Here is a 15971-nt window from a genome sequence, read left to right on the forward strand (position 1 = left end):
GTTTGACATTTTGTGACTAAGGAAGAGATCGATATGACACAGGCTATAGAGAACGGACGAACGAAGTCTAACAGGCTTTCAATGCTTAGGACTTCAGTATCAATACTAACACTTTTGAGTGCTCCAGGTTTTATTAGCGCTGCACATGCGCAGGCAACCGTTGATAACGGCGACAACGCGACAGTGACATCTCAAGCGGACGGTGAAACTATCACTGTATCGTCTGGTGTAACAAGCGAAGTAACCGGTGCTCCGGTCATCGTTGGGGCAACTAACAATGTAGTTGTCAACAACGCAGGTACTTTGCGCACGCGCGGCGTTACGCAAACAGTACAGTTTAATGCAGATACTGCAGGCAGCGTTTTGAACAATGCTGCAACGGGAGTGCTTGAGGCAGAATCTCGTGTCGTTAACATTGACGGTGACGATGTCACAGTTAACAACAGTGGTACAATCTTGGGCATTGGCAGCCAACGTAACGGCACAGTGTACGCAAATCGTACCGCAAACAACTTCAGCATTAATAACATTGGTGCAGCATCTGTAATTGACGCAGGTGCAGGCAATGACGGTGCTGGTATTGCGCTGGAAATTGGCGGTGGCGGTAATCCAATCGCAGGCTCAATTACCAATGAAGGTACTATTCAGGGTCGTGGTCAGTCGACAACAGGCGGCACAGCGGGTGACGGCTTACGTTTCTTCGGCCCAGGCCTTGCTCCAGTTTATGACTTTGCTGGCGACATAACTAACTCTGGAACAATCACTTCTGAAGGTGCTGCGAGTGTTGTTTCTGGCGTTCGTTTTAGCAATCGGATTAATTTTTCTGGTACACTGACTAATACAGAAACTGGCGTTATCTCAGGCGTAAATAATGGCTTGTATTTCGGTGATGCTGATCATGCAGACGGCGTTGTTGATAACGCAGGTACTATCTCATCTGACAGTCGTGCACTGAACATTGACGGTGTTGGCCTCACGGTTAACAACACAGGTGCAATACTTGGTACAGGTAATCAGCGTAACGGTACAGTTTATGCTGATAGTACAGCCCAAGACTTTACGCTGAACAACAGCGGCACAATTGATGCTGGTACTGGCAATGAAGGTGCTGGTTTCTCTGTTGAGCTTTCAGCAGAAGGCAACGACTTTAGTATTATCAACTCAGGTGATCTTATTGGCCGCGGCAATGCAGCAGCAGGTCTGGCAACAGCCGGTGATGGTATCAGACTTGAACGTACACGTGTTGCTGGTGCGCTGGATGGATCAACAACTGGCCTGTTCACTGGTACAATCACCAACTCAGGTAACATTACATCAGAAGCCGCTAACGGTACTGCAGGCGGTATTCGCGTTGTTAACGGTGTGTCTTTTCAGGGCACACTCACTAATGAAACTGGCGGCGTTATTTCAGGCATTCAAAATGGTCTGTACTTCGGTAATCCAACGCCTGCTGGCGGCGGTGACCACACAGGCGGTGTTGTCAACAATGCTGGCACAATTTCATCTGGTAGCCGTGCACTAAACATTGATGGTGTTGGTCTTGTTATCAACAACACTGGCTCAATACTTGGGCAAGGCAACCAGCGTAATGGTACAGTTTATGCTGATAGCACAGCCCAAGACTTCACACTGAACAACAGCGGCACAATTGACGCTGGTGCTAGCAATGAAGGCGCAGGCTTTTCTGTTGAACTTTCAGCTGAAGGTAATGATTTCACAATTACTAACAGCGGTGATATCACAGGTCGCGGTCAGGCAAGCGCTGGCGCAGCAACAGCAGGTGACGGTCTTCGTTTTGAACGCACACGTGTTGCAGGCGCGCTAGACGGTACAACAACTGGCCTGTTCACAGGTGCCATTGTTAACTCTGGCCAAATCCGTTCTGAAGCAACTGCTGGAACAACAGGCGGTATCCGCTTTGTAAACGGTGTATCCTTCCAAGGTACACTGACAAACGAAGCTGATGGTGTAATCTACGGCACAAACAATGGTCTGTATTTCGGTAACGCAACGCCTGCGGGCGGCGCAGACCACACAGGCGGTGTTGTGAACAATGCTGGCACAATCACTTCTGCAAGCCGCGCTCTCAACATTGATGGCACTGGTCTAGTTGTGAACAACCTCGAAACTGGACGTATCGTAGGTGCGGGTAATCAGCGTAACGGAACTGTTTACGCTGATGGTACAGCACAAGGCTTTACATTCAATAATGCTGGTCTCGTTGATGCTGGCGAAGGTAATGAAGGTTCTGGTTTTGGTGCTGAAGTGTCTGCTGCTGGCAACAACTTCACGCTAATCAACTCTGGCACAATCCAAGGTCGTGGTCAGGCATCTGCTGCTGCAGGCGGTGCTGGTGACGGTGTCCGCGTTGGTAACGTTGGTAATATCGGCACTGTTACTGGCGAAATCACCAACTCTGGTGCGATCCGCTCAGAGGCAACTGCTGGCACAACAGCTGGTATTCGTTTTGTAAACGGCATTGGCTTCCAAGGTACGCTCACTAACGAAGCTGGTGGCGTAATTTACGGCACAAACAATGGTCTGTATTTCGGCAACCCAGTGAGCGGCGAAGGCGCTGATCACACTGGCGGTGTTGTAAACAACGCTGGTACCATTACATCTGCAAGCCGTGCACTGAACATCGATGGTATCGGTCTAGTTGTGAACAACTCTGGTAATATCGTAGGTGCTGGTAATCAGCGCAATGGTACTGTGTATGCGGACAGCACAGCGCAAGACTTCACACTGAACAACAATGGTACAATTGACGCTGGTGCAAGTAATGAAGGCGCTGGTTTCTCTGTTGAGCTTTCAGCAGAAGGTAATGACTTCACAATCACTAACTCTGGCGACATCACTGGTCGCGGTCAGGCAAGTGCCGGTGCTGCAACAGCAGGTGATGGCCTTCGCTTTGAACGCACACGTGTTGCGGGTGCATTGGACGGATCAACAACCGGTCTGTTCACAGGTACAATCACCAACTCAGGTAATATCACGTCTGAAGCTACTGCTGGTACAACTGGCGGTATCCGTTTCGTAAACGGGGTGTCCTTCCAAGGTACGCTAAACAACGAAGCGAGCGGTGTTATCTCTGGTGTGAACAACGGCCTTTACTTCGGCAACCCAGTTCCTGCTGGTGGTGCAGATCATACGGGCGGTGTTGTTAACAATGCTGGTACAATCTCATCTGACAGCCGCGCACTGAATATTGACGGTGTTGGCCTTACGGTAAACAACACAGGCTCAATTCTTGGTACAGGCAATCAGCGTAACGGTACTGTATATTTTGACGGCACTGCCAACAATGTAACGCTGAATAACTCAGGCACAATTGATGCTGGTGCAGGCAATAATGGCTCAGGTGTATCTATTCAGGCACTTGCAGGTACACGCACGCATACAATTACAAACAGTGGCACAATTCAGGGCCGCGGTGATGCGCTGGCATCTGGGGCTGCTGCTGGTATTCGGGCGTTTTACCCGCCAAACATGATGCGCCCTGGCGTTGACTTGACCATTGATAACTCTGGTTCAATTGGTTCAGAAACATCTGCGGGTATCTTGCTTGAAAACATTACATTTACAGGTTCAATTACAAACTCTGGTGATATTTCAGGTGCAACCGCTGCGATTGATACACGTACATCATTTGGTAATGTCGTTATTAACCAGACGGCAGGTAGTCTGAACGGTGATGTTTTGACTGGTTCTGGTGACGATATGCTGAATATCACTGGTGGCGCATTGAATGGTAACGTTGATCTGGGTGCCGGTTCAAATCTAGTGAATATTACATCGACGTCAGGCTTTGTCGTTGACGCGGCTCGTACGATTGTGAGTGATGTTGCTATTGCCAACAATATCAATTTCGGCCTTGGTGGTGGACTTGCCGTTACTGGTGACGTGTCACTGGCGGCGAACACTGCTATTACACTCGGTACAGGTGATGTAACGGCAATTAATTTTGGCCAAAACCAAAGCCTGATTTCCACGACAGGTACACTGACAGATGCTGGTGCTTCATTAACTGATAACAGTTTCCTTGTAGACTTTGATTTGGTTTCAACAGCGTCTGGCCTTTCTGTTACGCCGACAGTTGCTAATCTTGGTGCTGTTTCTTCTGACGCAAACATCAATGCATTCGGTAATGCATTTGCATCAGCCCTGGCAGCAGGCGGAAATGCAGCATTTGCAGCTAACGCAAATGCTGTGGATGCTTTCACAAGCAATGCACAGTTTGAAGATGCTGCAGCAGCTCTATTACCGTCACTTAATAACGGTGTGCTGCGTGAAGTGTACGAAACTCAAAACGAGGTTCTGTCTCTGATTGAAGATCGCGTATCTCCATCTGCTCCTGATGCAAAAGGTGTTTGGGGACAGCTATTTGTTCGCAGTGCTGACCGTGACGGTGAAGGGTCAGCAACGCTGACAGGTTATGATGCTACGGCTTATGGCTTTGTGCTTGGTGCGGACACGTTAATTGGTGATGCAACGCGCGCTGGTGTTGCTTTCTCATACACAGACCTTGATATTGATGAGGCAGGCGGTGCACGTGAGAATACGTCAGTAGATGGTTACTCTTTGTCAGCGTATTTCTCATACGAGCAAGGTGCTGCTTTCATCAACGGCGCTGCGTCATATTCTTTCAACAATGCTGAGGCAGAACGTGGTGGCTTACTCGGAAATACAATTGCCGGTGAGTATGACGTTAATCAGTTCGCAGCAACGTTGAAAGCGGGCCATACACGCCAACTGGATACGTTTGAGGTGACGCCGTTTGCAAGCCTTGAGTATGCAACGCTAAGCCAGGAAGACTTTAGTGAGCTTGGTGGCTTGAACCTGAATGTTGATGCAAGTGGTATTGATCTGTTTGAGGCAGGTGTTGGCGTTAAGTTGGCTGCACCATCAGGCAAAACTGGCTTACAGTTTAGACCTGAAGTGTCTGTAGCTTACTACTATGACTTCATAGGCGACCAAAACCTCATCAATGCAAGCTTCGCTGGTGCAAATGCCTTCACTCTTGAAGGTGTTGACCCGAGCCGTAGTAGCTTTGAAGTAGATGCTGCTCTCGGCCTGTTCGAAAGTGAAACTGTATCGTTCAATGTTGGATATGACGGTGAGTTTCGTTCTGGCTATTCAAGCCACGGTGGTAGCGCACGTCTTCGCTTCAAGTTCTAAAGCGCATGGGGTCGGTGGTATGTTGTCGCCGACCCTTCTTGCCTTTCTTTTCCCTGAAGATAAAGATAACAGACAGTTGCTTATTCAATAAAAGTAGGCGCTGCGGCTATTCGGAGACCAACGGGATCGTTCTTAATGGTTTAAGCTTTCAGGCAAAACATGCTGGATTAGTAATTGAACAGCCGTCTAAAATAGTGCTTCAGAGTATGTTTCTGTAACCAATATGATAAAAAGGCCTCAAATGGGGCCTTTTTGCATTTAAAGCTGTAGGTAAGCTTTGCATCTGAAGGTTAAAACATTGGCTCACATCAGAGGCATCAATTCGCATTGAAATAGTCTATGGAGCGGGGCTCGCTTTACTTGTTACTTTGATCATGTTTCCTTACTTTGCAAGTCGACAAAAAGCAGCGAAGAAAAACACTGTTAGTAATGGCATTAAATAATCATTCTACAGTGCGGGCCAGGCATGTCATAAAAAGAACAGACTATGCGGAAAGTATAGTGGGCTATATGAGTGCTTTAGGTGTCAATTTTTTGAAGTCGGGTAAAGTAGTGAATACATTTAGGCATCTGTTTGAACTATGTTGAGACAGGTTGGACTCTATTTCAAAAGTGACTGCGTATATAGGCTTACAGCTATAATGGCCCTATTATTCGGGCTTGCTATAGTTGAGCCAATACGTTCACTTTCAGCATCAAACAGTATCTCTCATGAGATCGTTGTATCTGGCATTGAAGGTAGTGATTTCGCGAAAGTACGTAGCACTTTTAATGACGCTTCTTTATTAAGGGCGGCAAAGTCTCAGAAATTTAGATCAACTTCAAACTTTCGTGCACACGTCAAATCGGATGCTGACTTGATGCGCCGCGTCCTAAGGTCAAACGGTTATTATGCTGCAAAAGTAACGACACGCATTGCGAGCTCTGACAATCGGCTTAGGGTTGAGTTAATTGTATTGCCTGGCAGTCGGTATGTGTTTGGACATATAGAGTTTGAGTTTCAAGGTTCGACCCCGGCAACTGATATTATTGTAGAGTTTGAGAAGCATATTGACCTGACATATGGTTCTCCAGCTATTGCTACAGACTTTATTGCAGCCGAATCTCGTTTAAGTGATAGCCTTTCTGGGCTTGGATTTCCTTTTGCGCAAAAGGTAAAACATGACCTTGTTGTCGACCATCAAACCAAGCAGTTGAATATTACTTTTATTGTAGAGCCAGGAACTCGGCGGCGGATGGGCCGTGTGTTCTTTAAAGGGTCGGATGCCGTCAAGAAATCTTATCTGAGACGATTTATAATTTGGCAGGAAAAGGAGTATTTCCAGCAAGACTTTATTACGAATTTACGCACTAGTTTATTGCAGACCAGTTTGTTTTCACAGGTGTCCATTGATCTTGTTTCCCGAGAAAAGGACTATGTGGATATCTCTATTACTGTTGCGGAGGCAGCGCCGCGCACGATAGGGGCTTCAGCAGGTTATTCAACTGCTGAAGGTGTCAGCACAGAGGTGTTTTGGGAACACAGAAATATGTTTGCCCGAGGCAGCCTGTTAAAACTTACGGCACGTGGTGCTGAAATTGAACAATCTTTTTCTGGTCAATTGGAATTGCCACATTTTGCTCGATTGAATCAGACTTTGTCATTCGAGAGCCTGTTTAGACGCCAGAATACTGATGCTTTTTTATCATATGAGGCCGAGCTGCGAGCAAACATTGATCGAGTGATAACATCCAATTTTGCGCTGCAAGCTGGCGGCGTGGTTGAATATAGCGATGTTACCGATACCGAAGGAGACAGGGATTTCCTTATTGCTTCATTGCCGCTTGGTATTCGCTGGGATAGTTCAGATGATCTTCTTAACCCAACACAAGGCCTAAGGGCTTCATTGATTACAAGCCCTGCGTCCAACCTAACCAGTAACAACTTTAGTTTCCTGAAGAGTGAGTTTCGGTCCAGTGCTTATTTTTCATTTCACGAGAGCAAAAATATTGTTTTGGCCCTTAGAGCTCGTGTTGGCTCAATTGTGGGTGTTTCAAGTGAGGCTCTACCGGCAACGCATCGCTTTTTTGCTGGCGGTGGTGGTTCCATTCGCGGTTTTTCATTCCAAAGAGTAGGCCCGTTAGATGCTGAAGATGATCCTACTGGAGGCCGATCTGTTGTTGAGTTTGCTGCTGAGGCACGTTTAAAAGTTAATCGTGATATTGGTATTGTGCCCTTTATCGAAGGGGGTAATGCATACCGCGATCAGCTTCCTCAATTTTCCAATTTCAGATGGGGTGTTGGTATTGGCGCACGTTATCATACAAACTTTGGTCCCATACGATTTGATCTAGCGATGCCGTTAGACCGACAGCCAGATGAAGGTCGTTTTCAGATATATATCAGTTTGGGGCAAGCGTTTTGATGCGGAGTAGTGCTTTGAAATATGGGCGTATATTGGCCATTCTTGTAAGTATCGTTATCTTTGGGTTAATTAGCGGTCTTTTATATCTCGATACAGGTGCGGGTAAGAGAAATCTTGTCAGTTTGGTAAATTCTTATTCTGTAAATGAAGACAGTGGGGTCACGCTTGGTGCCATTGAAGGCTCACTATACTCCGGTTTCAATATTTCCAGCATTTCTTTGTATGATGAAAAAGGTGTGTGGCTTGATATTGAAAATGCCGAAGTTGAATGGTCTTTTTATGCATTGTTAACCAAGCATATCAATATATCGGACATGGCTGTGCAGAAGGCGCACTTGAAGCGCTTCCCAACAACCCAAGCAACAACAACGAAGCGCACGCCAACTTCATTTACACTGCCTGTTTTGCCAGTTGATGTAAGCATTGACCGTTTCAATGTAAGCCGTATTGAAACGAACACCAGTATTTTGGGCAAGCAAGCCGTCTTTCAAAGTAAAGGCGCATTACATTACTCGAAAGAGTATGACACCGTAAAACTCAAGGCAGAATTGGTCAGCGACGGCAAGTATCAGGATCAAATAACTGTTGATATAGCAATAGATAAGCCGGCAAATACATTGTTCCTAGATATGACAATGGAGGGCCCAAAGGGCGGTGTGTTTGGGCCAATAATAGGGATTAGCCCCGAATATGATGTTGTTGCAAACTTAGACGGGGAAGGTGCGCTAGATAGCTGGAAAGGGGTGCTGTTAGCTCGCGTTGACACAACGGAGATTGCTAACGCCACACTTGAAACGGCAGGTCCAACATTAACTCTTCGAGCAAATTTAAATGGCGGGAACTTTATTCCAGACACAGGTGCTGCATTGTTTGGCCGTACTGCAACATTGGCCATTGATGTTAAGCCCGCTGAGAAAGCAGAAGAGCGGTATGTATCGGTTGCGCTTCAGGCAGAAACGATAACCTTGGATGTCACAGGTTATGTAGCGCCAGACAATATAACGAAGACACGATCTCTTGGATATTCGCTCAAAATCATAGATGCAGAGCCTTTTAACCGCTTTTTAAAACCAGTTCATATTCGCCCATTCACACTGCAAGGTAAGCTTGAGCGTGTGAATGAAAACGTAAGCCTTTCAGGTGATTTTGCGACACTCTCCTTCTCGTATGAAGAAGGCCAGTTAAATGCAGACTTGGGCGGAGAGTTTTTGGCTGATTTTACGCATGGAGCAATAGATTTAGATACAAAAGGGATCATATCCAACATTAGCGGAGACAACCTTTCTTGGGATCAGGATGTTGTTGCCGGAGGGCTTGACTGGTCAGTTGGAGCTACGATTGACAGCCAGGATTTTGGTGTGGCTATCCATCAACTATCATTAACGAATGCGCTTATTGACTTTAGCAGTAAAGGGGAAGTGGCGGGTGAACTGTATCCTCTTCAGGCGTCTTTGGATGTATCGCTTAAGGATATTAGCACTGTGTTACCTATGGCTACAGGCCGTGTAAGAATGTTGGCAGAATTTCAAAAAGATAGTCAGAATAGTTTGCTTGAAGTAGTGGCTTCGGCCGATGCCGATGAATTAACGTTCGAGGATCCCAGTTTAAATGCTTTCATAGGAGCTAAACCGACAGCCAATCTAAAAACACAGTTGAAAAATGATGGCTCTGTGTCGCTGTCTAGCTTGTCAGTTAAAGGTTCTTCTTTGCTATTGCAGGCAACAGCTGACATATCATCCGATCAGGAAATACAAAGTTCTGCGTTTGAACTGGACTTGATTGAGTTGGAAAAGATCAACGAACTGGACGGCATGAGCTTGGCCGGAGGCGTTAATATTGCAGGTAACCTTTCAGGTCCAGTGAAGTCGCCCACGGTTAAGGTGGAAACTGAATTGAGTGAGCTGACACTGCAGGCAATAAGGTTGCAAAACCTTAAGCTACAGCTGGAGGCTTCTAATATATTGGCAACGCCTGATGGTACAGTAACAATTCGCAGTGATACGAGTGCAGGAGAGCTGATTGCTACGGCCGTGATGACAAGTGATGCACGGAACAGGTTTATCATTCCGAAACTTGATGTTTTACTCGGTCACTATAGTGTTACAGGAAAATTGGAGAAGCCAATTGGGCAACCGTTTATCGGTGCAATAAACGTAGTGACAAGCAATCAGGTTGCTTCAAGCAAGTTGCCATTTGGTCATGTAACCAGCGATATTACATTAGCTAATATTAACGAAAAACAACAAGTGGAAGTCTCCGCCGCGCTTAAAGACTTTGTGGTGCCGCTAAAGGTCTCTGATTTTGCAAGTGTTGAGTCTGGTATAGTTTCTGCAAAATTGTTGCTTGATGATACTCTCTCAAGCATTGAAGGCAATATTTTGTTAACAGACGTATTCCACCCAGACATACAAATAGATCATGCGGCCATAGCGTTGAATGGCACAAAGGATGCAATAAACTACACGACCCAGATCCAGAAGACGAAATTAAACGCCTATGATATCACTCTATTTGGCGACATTTCATTAAAACCCGATGATAAACGCGTCAGCTTGTCTTTAGATGGCACATTGGGTGACACGGTTGTTCGTACCTCGCAGCCTATCTTGTCAAGGTTTTCGGCTGATGCGCTAGAGATTGAACCATTTTCAATAACGCTGGGGAATGGCGAAATCCTTGGAGATATTACTTTATCCAGCGAGCAAGCTCACTTGCAGGTTAAGGCAAAAAATGCTGACCTTGGATCGTTCTATACCATGTTCCCAAGTTTGCCTGTATTAGGTGTGCTAGATGGAAGTGTGGCGCTAACAACGGAGCAAGGACGCTCAGAAGGTGTGATTGATCTTACTTTGTCTGAAGTTCAAGCGAGCGGTGGTGCTGTTGCTCTGGATGAAAATCTATTGATTGCATTAGATGGCAAATTATCCGATGGAATAACCACAATAGATGGCAAGATTATCTTGGCTGATACTTTACGTTCCAGTTTTTCTGCTGCAATACCTTTAAGAATGAAAGTTAACTCACTGGAATATGTTTTACCTCAAGACGAAGCCATAAACGGCGAAATAAATTGGCAAGGCAACATTGGTGCTATTTGGCCAATGTTTGAAATGATAAATCATGATCTGGATGGTGTGATAACGGCAAAACTTAACTTGAGTGGGACACTGGGAAGCCCGGACATTGACGGAGACGTTAATTTAAACGGTGGGAGTTACGATAATACGCAGACAGGTTTTGTCGCTGAAAATATTCAACTGGGAGCGACAATTGCCGACCGGCGCCTGACCATAGATCAATTAACCGCTACTGATGGAGGTGCAGGCCAAATCGAAGCAAGTGGTTCTGTTTTGATACTTGAAAATTTCTTACTAGACGCAGATGCCTCTTTATCTCTTAAGGAAGTGAATTTAGTGCGCCAACCAGAGATAGCGATTAAGGCTTCGTCTACCCTCAATTATGTTAAGCAGGGAGCTGATACGAGTTTAATGGGTGATGTTGTTGTGGAGAGCGCCAACATAGGGTCAGTTTTGCAAAGCCAGCCTTCAATCGTAGAACTTGATGTACGCGAAATAAATGGACAAACTGGCGAAAGTGACATTGTTAACAATGATTACCCTCGCGCATTCCCTCCGACACAGTTGGATATCAATTTCACCGTTCCCAACAGGCTGTTTATTCGCAGTTACGGATTGGATTCGGAATGGTCGTCGCAACTCAAAATTTCAGGTTCTTCGGAAGAACCTATAGTTAAAGGGACAGCAAACTTACTGCAGGGAACGTTTGATTTTTCAGGCAAGCGTTTTAGCCTAACCAAGGGTGATCTATTGTTTCAGGGGGATGATGTTGATGATCCGGTGCTGAATATCAGCGCGGAACATCAATTACCAAACCTTACGGCCATACTTTCAATTCAGGGCAGAGCGTCTGAACCAACACTTGAAATCAGTTCCGTGCCCAGCTTTCCGCAAGATGAGATATTATCTCGTGTCTTCTTTGGTACATCAGTGGCTGCATTATCACCGATAGAAGGAGTTCAGCTTGCATCAACGATACATTCATTCACAAATGGCGGTGGGCAGGGTGTTTTGGGTAATGTGCGACGCACGTTGGGTGTTGATAGGTTATCGATCAACCAATCAGCAGGCCGTGATTATGGTACGACAATAACAGGCGGGAAATATCTCACGGACAATATCTATGTTGAGGTAACATCGGCGCCCGCAACACAGGAAACGGCAACGGCTGTTGAGGTGGGGCTAACTAAGAATTTATCTCTGATTACACGGAGAACACTTGATCATGACAGCAATCTGGCGATCCGGTGGTCCTGGAATTACTAGATACTAAAGTGAAGATGTAATTTTTGTCGTATAAGTTTACGATCTTCACTTTAGCTGTTTCTCAGTTTTCTTTGCTTAGCAGTCTATAAGTATGATTGATAAACCTATGGCGCGGTGTGAGTCCTGCAACGGAGCTATGCTAGAGAAAATAGAACAAGCTTTCTCAGTGTTTTGAGAAACGGGTAACTATGAGCTTCAGGTAAAGTCAAACAACTTAGCGCAACTCATGTGTACCTTCATCTTCCACTTCTGGATCACAATTGATGATTTCGCCAGAAGGGCTCTTCACATTAATTGCCACATGATAATTAATAGGGCTTTCATTCTCGTTCTTATTTGCATTTATGATCTTTATCGAATTGCCGTCAGGAGCAAAGGACGGTGCAGTGAAGCTGCCTTCCGGAGGCTGAGGTTTGACGCCCCATGAGTGGATATTGTAACCAGATGTCTTAAGAAAGATTTCAATTGTAGATGTACCTTGTGGTATAATAACCGGCCCGGCCTTGGGCTCGTTACATTCTGGGTTGTGCCAATAGTAATGCTTTTCTTTTTCAATCGTTAGATAATAAGTCTTGGATAGGTCAGCGTTCATGAGAATCTCCTTTTGCATCTGCTTGTAGGTAAGGTGTGTCGGTAGTGCCGATAGGTAAAAATGTCGACAAGTCAGGATTTCGATAACTCGTTGCCATTAACTTGGCAGAAATTCCCTGATCGATCTCTGGTGATGCTAGTAGCTGAGAAAGAGCAAGAAGCAAGGCTTGCACCTTTGGAGGTCTTGGGTCTTTGGTTGCTTGGGTCAGTTTGACACCGGCCTCCCTAAGGTCTGCAGCAAAGTCAGGCTTACTGCCATCACAGCAAAAGCTGATTAACTGAGCCTTGGTGACCAGTAATTCGGCGTTTAGCGTAATAGCTTGCGCGGTATCCTGAGCGATCATACTTTGGGCGTCTATTGCTCTGTCTATCATGACGATTGCTGCTGAATTTTGATTCATAGCAGCAAACAGGCGCGCTTGTTCCTGTTGAATAAGAGGTATAAAGTCTTCAGCTGTATCTAGTGATATCGTTGCATACAACGCAGACGCCTCGCTTATTTGATTGAGCCCTTCATCAATCATATTCAAGTGGCGTAACACCTTTGTTCGCAATAACATCGACCAAAACATCCGTTGTTTGTAACGGTTGTTCATTGGGTCATTTGTCATTAGTTGCCTCAAATGGATCTGTGTGGCTTTGGTGTATTGATCGGCATATGTCAGCTCTCCAAGGTCATAGAGAGAGAGTGCCAAACGATGCTCTAGAAGTGCGCGCTGACGCACCCTTTTGTAGTCATCAGGCACTGATGACTGAAGAGTTTTTGCTTCTGCGAGAGCAGTTTCATATATGATGCGCGCTTGCTTAAGCTGCCCGGTTTTCATCAACGTAGTGGCTTGCCAGGAAAGGGTATTCGCCAAACCAGAGCGAATTGTTGTGTCATTGGGGCGGCGCTGTAAAATCTGCTGTTTCATATCTGCAGAAAGGCCTAGATATTGTTCAGCAGCTCTAAGGTTACCAGTTTTTTCAGCAAGCGAGCCAAGGTTAGTTAAAGCATATGATTTTTCGATGTGCCAATTAATATTTGAATTCTCTAATTCGATGAGTTGAGATGCGATATCAAGGTAGGTTTCCCAATGCTGTTTTACCGCAGCATAGTCACCTTGCTTGAATGGAATGTAACCTAGCCAATAGTGCGTGATCATGGCTTGCTCTAGTAGACTTGCCTTATTGAGAAACCCTTGGTGTGCACCATTCAATAACGCTGCGCTATTTTCGAAAAAAGGAAGCGCTCGATCATATTCCAGTTTTTCGGTGCGAACTTGTCCCATAATATTCAGGGCTTCTGCCCATTGCGTAAGTGATTCTTCCGTCAACTGATCTGTACCAGCTGCTTCAAAATAGTCTTGTGCTCGGGCACCAACAATTTCGATAAGTTCCAGCTTGTCAATCGGTTCAAGCTTTTGCTTCAAATCATGCAATACTGCTGAAATCAAGCTTTCAGCATTTTGCTTTGTCTGTTGCAACTGCGTATTCTTTTGAATAAGCGAATAGCTAAGGGCCGCTAACCCTATAGCTGCTGAACTAATCACTCCGATTGCAGTGTGCCGTATTCTTTTTCTGCGAGACATTTGAGCAGCAGATTTTTCAATGAATGTTAATTCATGCGGAAGAAACGCATATGAAGGATGATGCGATATCTGTCGTGCCTTGTTTGCGGTTTCCCGCGATATGCCAAGGTATCTCTCCTGTTTGTCATGGGATTTCCAGCGGTCAGCGGCCGTTTTAAGGTCATGGCGGGCGTACATTGTTTCGATATTAGTGCCTAGCCACGTGCTGCATATGCTCCATTTTTCAATAAGGCCGCGGTGTGCCAGTTGGACGCCAATCCAACCATCAACGATCGTTGCTTTTAAAATATTACTGTCGATAAGCTTTGCAATTAGTTGTTTTTCACTATCGCTTCCAAGCGTGTTTAATAGCATGGGGTCGGCGCAGACCAAATCATCTCCGGCTGCATTCAATTTTATGAAAGAAACAATTAGATATGAAAGACTTCTTCGTTCTTTTTCTGAAACTTCAGCCAGTACCTCGTCTGCTTGTTTCGCAAGAAATCCTGCAACACCACCCATTTGGCGATATTGTCTAAATGTAATTCTGTTTTGAGACCTACCATGGTAGAGGTAGAATAGCATCTCCTGTATAGCCCCTACAGGGACTTGCTGCTTAGATATATCGTGAACAATTATCGCATCAAGTGGTTCGCGGGCTGTTTCATCAAAATCAAATTCAAGACCTGCCGCAATTGCTGGAAAGCGTAGAACATCTTCTATTTCGCTTTGATTGAATTCTGGGACTGTATATCGAAATGCTCGTGCAAAGTTGACAGAACATTGATGTAAAATTTTTTTACTTGCAGGTTTAGCTGCTGTAATTAAGCGAAAATATCCACTTTCGCTTAATTTAGATAAAAGGAGACCTAACAAAGCAATATACTTTGTTGATCCACAATCTAACGGAATATTAAGATGATCAATTATAAGCGTTGATAGCTTATCTGTCGGTGCTTTATGTTGGTTTTTCCTGAATGCAACATTTAGTAAGTCCGCGGCACCGGTATCTCCCTCTAAGGATGAGACTAACAATTGTTCATAGTGAGACCGCGTTTTGTCCCTACTCATTAAGCCTTCTTGGAATAACCAATATAGTAGGGCTTGATGAGGGGCTATCTCTGCATGTTCCAAAAAATCGAATAGATATATTCCGCTCAGTTTACCCGCACAGCTTTCAGTTTTGTTTAGATATGGAATGATTCCTGCCTTGAGAAGCGAACTAACGCCGCATCGTGGTGCTCCTACGATGTGAATCCATGGGGTAGTTTTTCCGGATAATAAATATAGATGCTTGCTAATTTCTTCGATAACTTGAGTGCGACCAAAAAAAATTGCGGCTTCGGTTGTGTCATATGATCGTTTACCCGGATATGGTGTTCGGTCTAGCCAGAAATCTACAGCTACCGATCCGGATAATCCAATCTCGCTAACTTCCGCTATAATCATGTACCCTTTGCGAGGGATTGTTTTGATGTATTTGGGTGCTTTTGCTTGATCGCCCAAAAACCGTCTCAGTTCTGCGACACATTTGTGGACAGGGTTGTCCCCTAGGGCCTTGTTTGACCAACAAAGCTCAAGCAGCTTTTCTGCACTTAACACCCTACCGCGACGGCTGCATAATATCACCAACACATCCATTAAGCGTGGCTGGATATATGTCGGGCCTGACGGCAAATGAACCAGGTTTTTCTGGGGTTCAACAAGCAAGTCATCAAGATAAAAAGCTGTATTAATCATATGCTTCTGACCAACTGGGGTATTGAGCCTGAGGATGTAAACCAACGCCAATATGTTTGTTTTAAAGTCACCACCATCTTGATCTTTTTGAGTTAATATACAATCAAAAAGAGCATACATAAGCTTGTAGATTAATAAAAATTAACCGTAAGTTAAGTGAGAAA

Annotated in this window: 5 protein-coding genes; 3 read left to right on the forward strand and 2 right to left on the reverse strand. The window is 45.2% G+C overall.

The window, feature by feature from the left end; genetic code table 11:
• Positions 1–33: 33 nt before the first annotated feature.
• From OEU88_RS15880 to OEU88_RS15890, 3 genes are all read left to right on the forward strand, one after another.
• A complete protein-coding gene (locus OEU88_RS15880) occupies positions 34–5178 on the forward strand; it encodes an autotransporter domain-containing protein (RefSeq protein ID WP_262696192.1) in 5145 nt (1714 codons plus the stop codon).
• A gap of 641 nt (positions 5179–5819) precedes the next feature.
• Positions 5820–7583, forward strand: a complete 1764-nt coding sequence (locus tag OEU88_RS15885; RefSeq protein ID WP_262696193.1) for an autotransporter assembly complex protein TamA — start codon at positions 5820–5822, stop codon at positions 7581–7583.
• 14 nt (positions 7584–7597) lie between these two features.
• The gene (locus OEU88_RS15890; protein WP_262696194.1) at positions 7598–11926 is read left to right on the forward strand and encodes a translocation/assembly module TamB domain-containing protein; all 4329 of its coding nucleotides are present in this window, start codon (positions 7598–7600) and stop codon (positions 11924–11926) included.
• A 214-nt stretch (positions 11927–12140) separates the two neighbouring features.
• On the opposite strand, the gene OEU88_RS15895 is transcribed toward OEU88_RS15890, so the two are convergent.
• Together OEU88_RS15895 and OEU88_RS15900 are read right to left on the reverse strand one after the other, a co-directional pair.
• On the reverse strand, positions 12141–12518 hold the full coding sequence (locus OEU88_RS15895) for a hypothetical protein (protein WP_262696195.1): 378 nt from the start codon (positions 12516–12518) through the stop codon (positions 12141–12143).
• Positions 12508–15807, reverse strand: a complete 3300-nt coding sequence (locus OEU88_RS15900) for a winged helix-turn-helix domain-containing protein (protein ID WP_262696196.1) — start codon at positions 15805–15807, stop codon at positions 12508–12510. The genes OEU88_RS15895 and OEU88_RS15900 overlap by 11 nt, the downstream gene beginning before the upstream one ends.
• Between the last annotated feature and the right edge of the window lie 164 nt (positions 15808–15971).

The organism is Kordiimonas aquimaris, assembly GCF_025574485.1.
GTDB classification, from domain to species: Bacteria; Pseudomonadota; Alphaproteobacteria; order Sphingomonadales; family Kordiimonadaceae; genus Kordiimonas; species Kordiimonas aquimaris.

What these genes read in the sequence shown, in the direction of transcription:
- OEU88_RS15880 (WP_262696192.1), top strand. Translation starts at nt 34, where the DNA reads ATGACACAGGCTATAGAGAACGGACGAACGAAGTCTAACAGGCTTTCA.
- OEU88_RS15885 (WP_262696193.1), top strand. Translation starts at nt 5,820, where the DNA reads ATGGCCCTATTATTCGGGCTTGCTATAGTTGAGCCAATACGTTCACTT.
- OEU88_RS15895 (WP_262696195.1), bottom strand. Translation starts at nt 12,518, where the DNA reads ATGAACGCTGACCTATCCAAGACTTATTATCTAACGATTGAAAAAGAA.
- OEU88_RS15900 (WP_262696196.1), bottom strand. Translation starts at nt 15,807, where the DNA reads ATGATTAATACAGCTTTTTATCTTGATGACTTGCTTGTTGAACCCCAG.